Origin of the sequence: Tardiphaga sp. 768_D3_N2_1 (assembly GCF_052076105.1) — a bacterium.
GTDB lineage: Bacteria > Pseudomonadota > Alphaproteobacteria > Rhizobiales > Xanthobacteraceae > Tardiphaga.
This window is the reverse complement of the sequence record NZ_CP197245.1, coordinates 3,099,562-3,111,733: the sequence shown is the minus strand read 5'-3', so window position 1 is coordinate 3,111,733 and position 12,172 is coordinate 3,099,562. Positions and strand designations below refer to the sequence as shown.

Here is a 12,172-nt window from a genome sequence, read left to right as displayed (position 1 = left end):
GAATGAAAAGGAACGCGGCATGACGATTGCCATTGGATTCATCGGTCTTGGTGTGATGGGCGAGCCGATGTGCCGCAATCTGGCCCGCAAGTCGGGCGTGCCGGTCTACGGCTTCGACCGCGCCGATGCGCCGCTCGCGCGTCTTGCCGAAGCGGGCGTTAAGCGCGCGACGTCGCTGGCCGAACTCGCCAAGCAGTGCGACGTCATCTTCATGGCGCTGCCGAGCGGCAAGCATGTTCAGGCGGTGTGCGAGGGTGATGACGGTTTGCTGGCGCATGCCGATGCGCGCCACACCATCGTCGACCTCGGCACCTCGCCGGTGGAAGCCAGCCGCGAGCTCGCCAAGCGCTTCGCCGCGAAGGGCGCACACTATGCCGATGCGCCGATCGCCCGCACAAGGCAGGCGGCGGAAGAAGGCACACTGAGCGTCATGGTCGGTGCCGATCCGGCGATCTTCAAGAAACTGCAGCCGCTGATCGCGACCTTTGCGACCGACATTACCCATTGCGGCGATATCGGCGCCGGGCAGGTGGTGAAGATCCTCAACAATATGGTGCTGATGGAGACCGTCGTCGCGCTCGGCGAGGCGCTGGAGACGGCGAAGCGTGCCGGGCTCGACCCCAAGCTGGTGTTCGAGACGCTCGCCAAGGGCTCGGCTGACAGTTTTGCGCTGCGCAACCACGGCATGAAGGCGATGCTGCCCGACACCTTCCCGGAGCGGGCCTTCTCGACCGAATACGCCCGCAAGGACATCTCCTACGCGCTCGATCTTGCCAAATCGGTTGATATCAAGCTGCAGGGGGCGGAACTTGCCGACAAGCTCCTTGGCGAGGCGATTGACGCCGGTGATGGCGACCTCTACTGGCCGGTTGTGGCGCGCGTTATCAAGGCATCGCGCACGAGCTGATCGGAAGCCCCATGAAGAAGCCCGCGACCAAATCTGCGACGACGGAATCCTCGGTGCGTGAAACCGGCGAGGGCGTCGCCGCCGTCGAGCGGGCGCTGTCGATCGTCGCCGCGCTGGAAACCGCCGACCAGCCGATGACGCTGGCCGAACTCGCGGTGCGTACGGGCTTCTACAAGAGCACCATCCTGCGCCTGCTGGGATCGCTGATCCCGACTGGCTATGTCACGCGTTTGCCGGACGGCAGCTACGATCTCGGGCCGACCGCGTTTCGCCTCGGCGTCGCCTTCACACGCAAGAATGCGCTCGGGCATCATGTCCTTCCGGCGCTGCAGGAACTGGTTGATCGCGGCACCGAGAGTGCGTCATTCCATGTGCGGCAGGATGCGGACAACCGCGTCTGCCTGTTTCGGGTCAATTCGCGACACGCGACACTCGACCGCGTCGAGGCCGGTCACAGTTACGCGCTGCTGCGCGGCGCAGCCGGACATATCATTCTCGCTTACGCTGGCAGCACCGGCCAACGCTACGACGCTATTCGAACCACTGGTTTTGATGTCTCGCTCGGCGAACGCGATCCGAGCTGCGCGGCGGTGGCTGCACCTGTGTTCGGCCCGCGCGGCATGCTGGTCGGTGTGATCTCGCTGTCGGGGCCGCGGGAGCGCTTCGGTGAGGCAGAGATCGCCGAGATGAAACGTGTGCTCGGCCCGGTTGCCGAGGCGCTTACGAAAAATCTGGGTGGCGAATGGCCGGCCTATCGACGCTGACACTTTTGCGCGCAGCACGAAGCTGCGCAGGAATGGCCTGATCCATGGTGACGACTCCAGCGATGCCTGACGTGCTCGTCATCGGCGGCGGCAATGCGGCTCTGTGTTCGGCGCTGATGGCGCGCGAGGCAGGGGCGTCGGTGCTGATGCTCGAGTCTGCACCAAAGGAATGGCGCGGCGGCAATTCGATGCATGTGCGTAACCTGCGCTGCATGCATGACGAACCGCAGGATGTGCTGGTCGAGGCCTATCCCGAAGAAGAGTATTGGCAGGATCTCCTGAAGGTCACGGGTGGATTGACCGACGAGCCGCTGGCGCGGATGGTGATCCGCCATTCCTCGCGTTGCCGGCCATGGATGCGCAAGCACGGCGTGCATTTCCAGCCACCTTTGTCCGGCGCGCTGCATGTGGCACGCACCAACGCCTTCTTCATGGGTGGCGGCAAGGCGCTGGTGAATGCCTATTACCGCAGTGCCGAGGCGCTCGGCGTCGAGATCCGTTACGATACGCCGGTGAAAAGCCTTGAACTCAGGGACGGGGAGTTCGTCGCAGCGATCACCGAGTCGGGCGAGCGCATCACTGCAAAAAGCTGCGTGCTCGGCTGCGGCGGTTTCGAATCCAATCTGGAATGGCAGCGCGAGGCCTGGGGGCAGAACGAGCGCGGCGAATGGACCGCGGAGAATTTCCTGATCCGCGGCACCCGCTTCAATCAGGGCGTGCTGCTCAAATTCATGATCGATGCCGGCGCCGATAGCATCGGCGACCCGACCCAGGCGCATTGCGTCGCCATCGACGCTCGCGCGCCGCTTTATGACGGTGGCATCTGCACGCGCATCGATTGCGTGTCGCTCGGCGTCGTCGTCAATCGCGAGGCAAAGCGATTCTATAACGAGGGCGAGGACTTCTGGCCGAAGCGCTACGCCATCTGGGGGCGTCTCGTCGCGCAGCAGCCCGGCCAGACCGCGTGGTCGATCATCGACCAGAAGGCCATCGGCCGTTTCATGCCGCCGGTGTTCGACGGCACCAAGGCGAATACGCTGGAAGAACTCGCGGTCAAGATCGGCGTTGATCCCGCGATATTCGTCGAGACCCTGTCGGCCTATAATGCGGCGTGTCGTCCCGGCACTTTCGATCACACCGCATTGGATGATTGCCGCACGGAAGGCCTTGCTCCGGCCAAGACCCACTGGGCGCGCGTGATCGATACGCCGCCATTCTATGCCTATCCGCTCAAGCCCGGCATCACCTTCACCTATCTGGGCATGAAGACCGATGACACCGCGGCCTGTCGTTTTAACGGCGTCGCCAGCAGCAACCTGTTCGCCGCCGGCGAGATGGTCGCCGGCAACGTGCTTGGCAAGGGCTATACGGCCGGCGTCGGCATGAGCATCGGCACGGCGTTCGGCCGCATCGCTGGCGTCAACGCCGCGGCCGTCACCGGGCACGTCCATCCTACGTTTAAAGAGGAGCTGGCCTATGCTGCCGGTCACTGAACTGACTGCGCCCGTATCCGGCGGCGCCTGCGAAGGTGGCGTGAATTTCGCGGATGCACTGACCACCGGCGAGGCCGAGATCGCGCGCGTCATGCAGATCTGCAACGCCTGCCGTTATTGCGAAGGCTTTTGCGCCGTATTCCCCGCGATGACGCGCCGGCTCGAATTCAATGCGGCCGATACGCATTATCTGGCGAATCTCTGCCACAATTGCGGCTCCTGCCTCTATGCCTGCCAGTATGCGCCGCCGCATGAATTCGCGGTCAATGTCCCGCAGGCGATGGCCAAGGTGCGCGTACGCACCTATCAGGACTATGCGTGGCCGCTTGCTTTCGGTTGCCTCTATGAGCGTGCGGGGCTGACGGTCGCCTTTGCGCTGTCCGGCGGTCTCGCGCTGTTCATGATCCTCGCGATTGCAATGAACGGACGTCTGATCCACGCGCCATTGGCCGGCAATTTCTACGCGATCTTCCCGCACAACTTCCTGGCGTTGCTGTTCGGCGTGGTGTTTCTGTTCGCGATGCTGGCGCTGGCCATCGGCGTCGCCAGATTCTGGCGCGAGGTCTCGCCGACGAAGGACGGCAACCCCGCCGATATCAAGGCGGCTGCGCAGGCGCGCATGCCTGCGGTCGCGGAAGCCGTTCATGACGTCGCGCGCTTGCGCTATCTCGGCGGCGGCCATGGCGACGGCTGCAACGAGGATGACGATGCTTTCACGCCGTGGCGTCGGCGCTTCCACCACTTCACGCTCTACGGCTTCCTGCTCTGCTTCGCGGCGACCTGCGTGGCGACGCTGTATCACTATCTGTGGAATCTCCACGCGCCCTACGCGTTCATCAGTGCGCCGGTCATTCTCGGCTCGCTCGGCGGTATCGGTCTCATCATAGGGCCGATCGGTCTGCTGTGGCTCAACATGAAGCGCGCTGCGCTGCGCGCCGACGTCGAGCAGAACGCCATGGATCGCGGCTTCATTATGCTGCTGCTGCTGGTCAGCGTGACCGGCTTCGCGCTGCTGCTCTTGCGCGACACCCGCTTCATGGCGCTGTGGCTCGCGATCCATCTCGGCACCGTGATGGCGCTGTTCCTCACGCTGCCCTACGGCAAATTCGCCCACGGAATTTTCCGCTCGGCGGCGCTGCTCAAGTTCAACATCGAAAAGCGGATGCCGAACAGGCTGGGGCTCGGCGGGGAGTAGCCTGATACATCGACGATGCGACGGCGAAACGCGTGTGCCCGCAATATGAGGTTCATGCATTCGGCTGCGTGACACACATTTGCTGACATTCGGCGACGATATAGAATAATATTTCTCTTCTGTTGTTTTTCTTGGGATTTCCTCCTTAAATCATGCGCCAACTGGACCGGTTCTGAAACTGCCAGTAGTAATCCGGCGTCATCACCTCAAATTACGTTCGGATCATGCGATGTTTGCGCTCCCGGTTGTCGCGGGTTTTGCGATTGGCGCCGTTTTCGGCGTAGTCGGCCTGCTGAGCGGTTTTTGCCTCATGAGCAGCCTGCGCGACTGGTGGGCGCATGACGACGGACGAAAGATCCGAAGCTATGCGCTGGCGGTTGCCGTTGCCGTGTTCGGCACGCAGTTCATCGCCGGCACCGGCGTGGTCGAGATCGCGAAGTCGCTTTATCTGCAGCCGTCATTCTCGGCGCCGTTGATCTTTGTCGGCGGACTGTTGTTCGGCCTCGGTATGGTTCTGTCGAATGGTTGCGCATCCCGTGCGCTGGTGTTGCTCGGCAAGGGAAATCTGCGGTCGCTGGTCGTGATCGCGATCATCGGCGTCACGGCGCAGATGACCTTGAAAGGCTTGCTCGCACCGATGCGGCTGTCGATCCTGCAATGGACGCAGATGACGCCGGGTGCGAATTCGGTGCCGTCGCTGCTCGGCACGCTCGGTCTGCACGAAGCGAGTGCGCGTATCGCGGCAACGCTGATCGTCGGCGGTGCGCTCCTCGTCTTCGCATTGTCGCATCGCGAGCTTCGTCGTTCGCCGGGGCAGCTCGTGGCGGGATTGGTGATGGGCCTGCTGGTGATCGCGGGCTGGCTGGCCACCGGCTGGCTTGGCGCCGATGAGTTCGATCCGATTCCGGTGGCGTCGCTCACATTCGTGTCGCCGGCTGCCGATACGCTGCAATACATCATGCTGTCGACTGGCATGACGCTGAATTTCGGCATTGCGCTGGTGGCGGGTGTGTTCGTTGGCAGTTTGCTGACCGCGCTGCTGACCGGACGCTTCGAATTCGAGGGCTATTCATCTGCGCGTCATACCGGCCGCTCGATGGCTGGCGCGGCGCTGATGGGGATCGGCGGCGCGATGGCCTATGGCTGCTCGATCGGGCAGGGGCTGACTGGCCTGTCGACGCTCGCGCTGCCGTCCTTTGTGGCCGTTGCCGGCATCTTTGCGGGCGCTGCAGTTGCGATCCGCGGGCTGGCGCTGCGTCCGGCGTTTGCGGCGCAATAAGAGCCTCCACATACGCGTCGTGAGTTTGATTGCGCCGGCGCGGGGTGATTGCTAATCAATCCTCTGATCGTCAGAGGTTTTGTGCGCGATGACTAAGCGAGGACTGCTTTTCTGTCTGTCGGTTCTTGCGCTGGTGTTATGTGCGACGCCGCCGCTCGCTGCACAGACACGGCCAGCCAAACAGGATGCCGCGCCGGACAAGCCCTTTGCCGAGCATTTCATCGCATTGCAGCTCTCCGATTCCGATCCGAAGAAAGAACGCCTCGTTCTCAGCGTTGCCAGCAATCTCCTGAAGGCCTATGGGCCTGACAAGGTGGCGGTCGAGGTGGTCACTTTCGGCCCCGGCATCGATCTGCTGCGCGACACCAATGAACATCGTGCGCTGGTCGACAGTCTGGTGACCCAGGGCGTGCGTTTCAGCGTCTGCGGCAATACGCTGGACACGATCGAGCGCGACACCGGCAAGCGGCCGAAGATCAATCCGCATGCGGTGGAAGTGCAGGTCGGCGTCGGCCATTTGCTGGATTTGGCAGAGCGCGGTTTCACGATCGTGCGCCCCTGAAATTATACATCCCAGAAAAGGAGTTTTGAGATGCGATCATTGTTGAAATCAATTGCCGGAGCCGTCCTGTTTGCGCTGGTCGCGTCGTCCGCTCATGCCGCGGGCTCGAAGGAGCATCGCGTCGCCATTCAGGTCAATCAGAACGATCCCGCTTTGATGAATCTGGCCTTGAACAATGCGACCAATGTTATGGAGTTCTACAAGGCCAAGGGCGAGGACGTTCAGATCGAGATTGTCACTTATGGGCCGGGTCTGCACATGCTGCGCGACGACACCTCGCCGGTGAAGGACCGCATCAAGCAGATCGTCGATGCCAGCTTCCCCTCCAGCGTCAAATTCATCGCCTGCGGAAATACCAAAGAGGGCATGGAGAAGCGTGAAGGCAAGGCGATCAGCGTCGTATCCGAGGCATCGGTCGTGCCATCGGGTGCCGTCAGGCTGATCGAATTGCAGGAAGCCGGCTGGAGCTATCTGAAGCCTTAACGCGTCTACTTAGATGGCGGCGCTTTCCGCGCGAGCAGCATCCAATTGCGATGGATGAGGTCGCGCGGCGAGCCATCGACCAGGATTGCAATGCCGATCCGCGCGCCGAGCACCATGCCGCCGACGGCAATCGGCCAGGACAGCGCCAGCATCGATCCCGCAGTGATGCCCTGACCGATGGTGCAGCCGCCGGCCAGGATGCCGCCGATACCCATCAGGCAGGCGCCAATGAGATGGCGGCGCATTTCGTGATCGTCGTCGAAGGCTTCCCATCGCAGTTCGGCCGCGAACCATGCTGCGGCCCATGCGCCGGCAATGACGCCGAACACGCTGCCGACGCCGAAATCGGCGAAGTTCGCGACATTCAGAACGCCGGCATACAGTGCTTTTCCGATCGTCGACACGAATGTCAGGCTTTGCGGGCGCGGCGGGCCCGCGAAATCGTCGTTCAATCCTACCGTGACGATCCAGCCGGCAATCGTGAGCAATCCGAGGGCGACACCGGCAGTGAGCAAGCGCGGCGCGCGGCGCAGGCGTTTGTCGCCGAGCGCCAGCCAGCAGAGGCCGGTGCCGACAATGATGGCAAGCGGCACGCGCAGATCGCGGCCGGTCGCTTGCGTCAGCAGCGATGCAAAGTCGGAGCGTATGCCGTCCGGCATGCGGATCGACAGCTGCTCAAGCACGCCAATGCGAAGATCGGCGAACAATCCGCGCAAGGTCGCGTAGGCCGTCGCGCCCAGCACGAGGATCACGATCAGGCTCCTGAGATCGCCGGTGCCGAGCCGGACCAGCGAGCCGAAGCCGCAAGTGCCGACCATCGCCATGCCGGCGCCGAACATGATGCTGCCGATGACGATGGCAATGAGGGGCAGTGCAGTGGGAACGTAAGTGGTGTGTTCGGGCGCGAGAAAGCCGGACAGGATCAGGGCCTGGGTGCCAAGCATGGCGACGCCGAGCGACAGACCGAAAATCTTGAGGCGACGGTTGTCACCGCCCATCAACGCGTCTTCAATCGCACCAAACGTGCAAAGGCGCGCACGTCGCACGGCAAATCCCGCAGCAACGCCGATGGCAAAGCCAGCCAGCGCCGATAACCAGGCAGACATGTTCTGCATGGGTTTCCTCCCGATGTGAGGTGCGCTGGCCTTACGGGCCGCGCTCCTCCGCCTGCCGGATCGGCGGCGTTATTTTTTCTTGGTCGGCGCCGGTGTGGCGCAGAAAATATCGTAGATGACCGAGATGACGCTTCGCACGTCGTCATTGGCCAGGCTGTAATAGATCGTCTTGCCGTCGCGGCGGGTCTCCACCATGCCGTCGTAGCGCAGACGCGCGAGTTGCTGTGACACCGCTGACTGCCGCAGCGACAGGATGTTTTCCAGTTCGGACACCGACCGTTCCCGCTCCGCCAGCAGGCACAGCAGCAGCAGGCGGTTCTCGTGCGAGATCGCTTTCAGGAAATTGCTGGCTTTGCGGGCCTTGCGCATCAACTGGTCGAGTTCGGGCGAATATTCCGCACCGTCGCGCAGTTCGTCTTCGAGTTCGGATGGAATGATGGAGGCCATGGCAGCGCGCGTATCCCGCGAATGTTTGAAGAGGATCAGGAACGATTGGCGTTGGGCTGTGAGCTGGTCAGTCTGGCGGCATACTTCCCGAGCAGGCTCCAGAAGGATTCATCGTTCATGTAGCCGGTGATGCGGCCAATCTCGCGGCCGTTGTCCACGATCAGAAAGGTCGGTGTGAAACGCACCGGCGACGCCAGTGCGACGCCCGGCGATTTGTCGCGATCCATATCGATGCGGCGCAATGGAAGAAGTCTGGCTTCGTCGGTCTTGTCGTAGACCGGAGCGATTTCGCGATTCCAGCGCGCGCACCAGACGCAGCCGTCGCGCTCGAACATCAGTAGTTCGGACGCATCGGCGATGCGCGGCGACAGCGCCGCGGTCATCACCAACAAAGTTGCGATCAACGAGGTTTTCAGAGGCAATTTCCGCGTCATGTGCTACATATACACGAATTCGAATATTTATGCCAGAACCGGATCCGCCGTGGTGTCCTCAATTTCGTTCCTTGGTGCGCTGGGCGCAGGGCTGTTGTCGTTCCTGTCGCCATGCGTCCTGCCGCTGGTGCCGCCCTATCTCTGCTTTCTGGCAGGCGTCAGCCTGGATGAACTCGACGATCGCGGTGGGCAGGACGGCTGGCGCCCGAACACGCGCGTGGTCGCATTGTCCTTTGCGTTCGTATTGGGGTTTGCGACGGTCTTCGTCGCCTTGGGCGCATCGGCATCGCTGATCGGCAAGGCGATCACGGCGCATTTCGAGACACTGGGCATCATCGCCGGTCTGCTGATCGTCATTCTCGGGCTGCACTTTCTCGGCATCTTCAGGATCGGGCTGTTGTTTCGCGAAGCGCGCTTTCAGGCGGTGCGCAAGCCTGCCGGTTTCCTTGGCGCCTATCTGGTGGGACTCGCTTTTGCTTTCGGCTGGACGCCCTGCGTGGGTCCGGTGCTCGCCGCCATTCTGATGGTCGCAGGCGCTGAAGGTGCGCCGGCACAGGGCGCGCTTTTGCTTGCGGCCTATGCGATGGGGATTGGAATTCCCTTCATGCTGGCCTCGCTGTTTTCCGGGCCGTTCATGCGTCTGATGGCGCGGCTGCGTCAGCATATGCTGGCTATCGAGAAGGTGATCGGTGCCGGTCTTGTCCTGACCGGCGTTCTGTTTTTGACTGGCGCGATGCCGCGCATTTCAGGTTGGTTGCTGGAGACCTTTCCGGCCTTTGGCACGATCGGATGATGCGGACAGGGAGGTTCGAATGTCTGAGGTAACTGGCGTGATCACCAGACGGCACGCGCTCGCGGCGCTCGGTATCGGCATGGTCGGACTACGGACGGCGCCGGCATCTGCGAAAGCGACGCTCGGCGATGACGGGCTCTACCAGATGGACTGGTATCTGGAGAGCTTCCTCGATCTCTCCGAGGATCTGGCGGGCGCGACCGCCAAGGGCAAGCGCTTCGCCATCATGTGGGGGCTGAAGGGCTGCCCGGCCTGCAAGCGCATGCATGAAAGCTACATGACCGATACTAAGATCGAGACCTATATCCGCGACAATTTCGAGATCCTGCATCTCAATCATATCGGCGCACGAGAGGTGACGGATTTCGACGGCCGCAAGCGCGGCGAGAAGGCCTTTGGCGAGGCCTATGGCATTCGCTTCACCCCGACGATCCAGTTCTTTCCGGAGAGCGTCGCGGGGCTGGCTGCGAAAAGCGGGCAGGCGCGGGAAGTCGCGCGCATGCCCGGGCTGCTGGAGCCCGTGGAGTTTCTCGCGATGTTCCGTTACGTGCGCCAGAAGGGCTATGAGACAGCGCCATTTCCGGAGTGGCTGAAGAAGCAGGCGTAGCCGCGACGCGGCTTCGCCGATAAAGGCGCGCTCAGAAGTCGAGCTTGTCCTGGATCGCGGCAATGCCCGCCTTGGCGCAGGCCTCGTCGGCATCGCCGCCGGGCGCGCCCGAGACGCCGATGGCGCCCAGCATCGAACCGCCGCCTTCGATCATCATGCCACCACCGATGATCACCACATTTGGCAGGTTGCGCAGCCCGGCCTGCATCATGCCGGGCTGGCTGATCGCATTGAGTTCGGTCGTGCTGTTGCGGAAGGTCGCCGAAGTCCATGCCTTGCCGGTTGCTGTCGGTGGCGTGTGCGGCCCGGCAAAGCGATCGCGCAGCAGGACTTGCGGTGTACCGAAGCGATCGACCACGGCAACGGCAACCTGATAGCCGCGCTTCTGGCACTCCTTCAGCGCCGCACGCGCAGCGTCGAGCGCCAGCTCAAGTCCGAGGGACTTGTAGCTGACGACGGCTTCCTCGGCCCTTGCTGCAGACGATGTGAACATCGACAGGACGACGGCAAACCACACGTTTCTCTTCGTCATGTCGATTCACTCCCGGTTCGCGTTACTTGTTCACCGGCGATTCCGGGTCGAACAGGAAAGCCACGATATCCTTGATCTGCTGCTCGCTCAGCACCTTGTTGATGCCGAAGCGCGGCATGTTCGAGCAGGCGAATACGGCTTGCGAGTCGTAGACCTTGGTGAAGGCGTTCTTGATTTCCTGCGGATCGTATTTGCGATCCTTGCCGTAATTGGTCAGGCTCGGCCCGAGCGTGCCGTAGCTGACTTCCTTCTGCTCCATCTGGTGGCAGGCATAGCAGTTGCCGCCGCTGACGGTGTCAGGCGGATCCGAGAACTGGCCGCCGCGACCGTTATTGGCGATCTTCGCGCCTTCCTTCCAGTTGCCGAGGAATTTGCCATCGGCGGGATACACCACCCGCGCCAGTTCGCGCGCGGTGATCTTCTCGGCCTCGGCGCTGGGCACTTCATTATGATAGGCGTTGCAGGTCTTCAGCGTCTCATCCGGCTCGATGCGCGCCTGCCACTCCGGCGGCGCCTTGCCGAAGGTCGATTTCATATAGGCATCGACGAGAGCCGGATCCGGCGCCTTGGCGGTTTGCGCTGATGCGGCCGTCATCGAGAAGCCTGCTGCGAGAACGAGCGCGGCGAGTGTCAAAACGCGTTTCATTCCGGGCTCCTTATCGCTTGATCGACGGAACGTTGAGTTCGCCGGCCACCGCTTGTTTCTGCAGGAAAGAGGTGAGGGCGGTGATGACGTCCGAGCCGTATTCCGGCACGGGCCAGCGTTGCTGGCGGAAGCAGTCCCACAACCGATGCTGCATGGTGCGCAGCGCGCCCTGCGAGACGCGATAGGTCGGCCAGCCGCCCATGGTTTCCTGCGCCGGCTTGCCGGGCTTGGAGAAGTTCGGCAGCCCCTGCAGCCGGATGCGCTTGCCTTCGTCGGCATGGCAAGTCGCGCAGGAGAAATCGTTGACGCCGCCGCGACGATAGAACAGCGCTTCGCCGACGGCCGCCATCTCCTGCTCCTTGGGATGGCTCAGCGGAATGTCGATCTTCATGCCGTTCGACTTGTTGGCGATGAAAGCGACGAGGTCTTCCATGTCGGATGCACGGCCCGGACCCGAGAAGCGACGCGCGATGACATCCTTGGTATCGAGGCCCTGAATGTTCTGCATGCACCACAACAGGCGCTGTTCGAGGTCCATGACCCGGTCGGCATCTGCGAAGTAGCGCGGCAATTGCGCGAAGGCGCCTTCGAGTTTACCGGCGCCGAGACCGAGATTGCAGGTTTCCAGCGATACGTTCTTGGTGCCGCGGGCTTCGCCCCACAGCGCTTCGCCGCGGTCGACGGCGAGATAGCCGGGATTGGACATCGGGTCGGAGATCATCTCGCGATAACGCTCGATCTCTTTCTCGCTGGCGTCCTGGGCATGAATGGCGAAGGTGCCCGCGCAGAGTACCAGAATGGCCGCTGCTGCTGACCGGATGGCGGTCTTCCTCATTTGTCCCCTCCACATCGCCGTCTCTGCGGCACTTGTGCATTTCAGATCTTTACATTCAAAAAAAAGAATATAATGATATG

Annotated in this window: 15 protein-coding genes; 9 read left to right on the top strand and 6 right to left on the bottom strand. The window is 62.3% G+C overall.

Going from position 1 to position 12,172, the window contains the following annotated elements; all coding sequences use genetic code 11:
- Positions 1-19: 19 nt before the first annotated feature.
- From AB8A27_RS14545 to AB8A27_RS14515, 7 genes are all read left to right on the top strand, one after another.
- Entirely contained in the window at positions 20-907 is an 888-nt protein-coding gene (locus tag AB8A27_RS14545; RefSeq protein WP_441242495.1) for an NAD(P)-dependent oxidoreductase, read from the top strand.
- Between the two features lie 11 nt (positions 908-918).
- Entirely contained in the window at positions 919-1,671 is a 753-nt protein-coding gene (locus AB8A27_RS14540) for an IclR family transcriptional regulator (RefSeq protein WP_441242494.1), read from the top strand.
- Between the two features lie 62 nt (positions 1,672-1,733).
- Entirely contained in the window at positions 1,734-3,164 is a 1,431-nt protein-coding gene (tcuA, locus tag AB8A27_RS14535) for an FAD-dependent tricarballylate dehydrogenase TcuA (RefSeq protein WP_441244912.1), read from the top strand.
- Positions 3,148-4,359 (top strand): tricarballylate utilization 4Fe-4S protein TcuB, encoded by a 1,212-nt coding sequence (tcuB, locus tag AB8A27_RS14530; RefSeq protein ID WP_441242493.1) that lies wholly within the window; start codon positions 3,148-3,150, stop codon positions 4,357-4,359. The genes tcuA and tcuB overlap by 17 nt, the downstream gene beginning before the upstream one ends.
- A gap of 229 nt (positions 4,360-4,588) precedes the next feature.
- Entirely contained in the window at positions 4,589-5,638 is a 1,050-nt protein-coding gene (locus tag AB8A27_RS14525; RefSeq protein ID WP_441242492.1) for a YeeE/YedE family protein, read from the top strand.
- 88 nt (positions 5,639-5,726) lie between these two features.
- Positions 5,727-6,200, top strand: coding sequence for a DsrE family protein (locus AB8A27_RS14520; protein WP_441242491.1), 474 nt, complete (start codon positions 5,727-5,729; stop codon positions 6,198-6,200).
- 30 nt (positions 6,201-6,230) lie between these two features.
- The gene (locus tag AB8A27_RS14515) at positions 6,231-6,683 is read left to right on the top strand and encodes a DsrE family protein (protein ID WP_441242490.1); all 453 of its coding nucleotides are present in this window, start codon (positions 6,231-6,233) and stop codon (positions 6,681-6,683) included.
- 5 nt (positions 6,684-6,688) lie between these two features.
- On the opposite strand, the gene AB8A27_RS14510 is transcribed toward AB8A27_RS14515, so the two are convergent.
- From AB8A27_RS14510 to AB8A27_RS14500, 3 genes are all read right to left on the bottom strand, one after another.
- Entirely contained in the window at positions 6,689-7,798 is a 1,110-nt protein-coding gene (locus AB8A27_RS14510) for a YeeE/YedE family protein (protein ID WP_441242489.1), read from the bottom strand.
- 69 nt (positions 7,799-7,867) lie between these two features.
- Positions 7,868-8,245, bottom strand: a complete 378-nt coding sequence (locus AB8A27_RS14505) for an ArsR/SmtB family transcription factor (RefSeq protein WP_068731992.1) — start codon at positions 8,243-8,245, stop codon at positions 7,868-7,870.
- Between the two features lie 35 nt (positions 8,246-8,280).
- Positions 8,281-8,649: a thioredoxin fold domain-containing protein gene (locus AB8A27_RS14500; RefSeq protein ID WP_441242488.1), complete on the bottom strand. Its 369-nt coding sequence runs from the start codon at positions 8,647-8,649 to the stop codon at positions 8,281-8,283.
- Between the two features lie 79 nt (positions 8,650-8,728).
- On the opposite strand from AB8A27_RS14500, the gene AB8A27_RS14495 reads away from it, so the two are divergent.
- Together AB8A27_RS14495 and AB8A27_RS14490 are read left to right on the top strand one after the other, a co-directional pair.
- Entirely contained in the window at positions 8,729-9,472 is a 744-nt protein-coding gene (locus AB8A27_RS14495) for a cytochrome c biogenesis CcdA family protein (RefSeq protein ID WP_441242487.1), read from the top strand.
- A gap of 19 nt (positions 9,473-9,491) precedes the next feature.
- Positions 9,492-10,079, top strand: a complete 588-nt coding sequence (locus tag AB8A27_RS14490) for a SoxW family protein (protein ID WP_441242486.1) — start codon at positions 9,492-9,494, stop codon at positions 10,077-10,079.
- A 31-nt stretch (positions 10,080-10,110) separates the two neighbouring features.
- Here the strand turns inward: AB8A27_RS14490 and AB8A27_RS14485 are convergent, their stop codons facing one another.
- The 3 genes from AB8A27_RS14485 to soxA are packed head-to-tail and all read right to left on the bottom strand — an operon-like array spanning position 10,111 to position 12,092.
- A complete protein-coding gene (locus tag AB8A27_RS14485) occupies positions 10,111-10,611 on the bottom strand; it encodes a GlcG/HbpS family heme-binding protein (protein WP_441242485.1) in 501 nt (166 codons plus the stop codon).
- 22 nt (positions 10,612-10,633) lie between these two features.
- Complete coding sequence (soxX, locus tag AB8A27_RS14480) at positions 10,634-11,257, bottom strand: sulfur oxidation c-type cytochrome SoxX (protein ID WP_441242484.1); 624 nt, start codon at positions 11,255-11,257, stop codon at positions 10,634-10,636.
- A 10-nt stretch (positions 11,258-11,267) separates the two neighbouring features.
- The gene (gene soxA / locus AB8A27_RS14475; protein ID WP_441242483.1) at positions 11,268-12,092 is read right to left on the bottom strand and encodes a sulfur oxidation c-type cytochrome SoxA; all 825 of its coding nucleotides are present in this window, start codon (positions 12,090-12,092) and stop codon (positions 11,268-11,270) included.
- Positions 12,093-12,172: the final 80 nt, after the last annotated feature.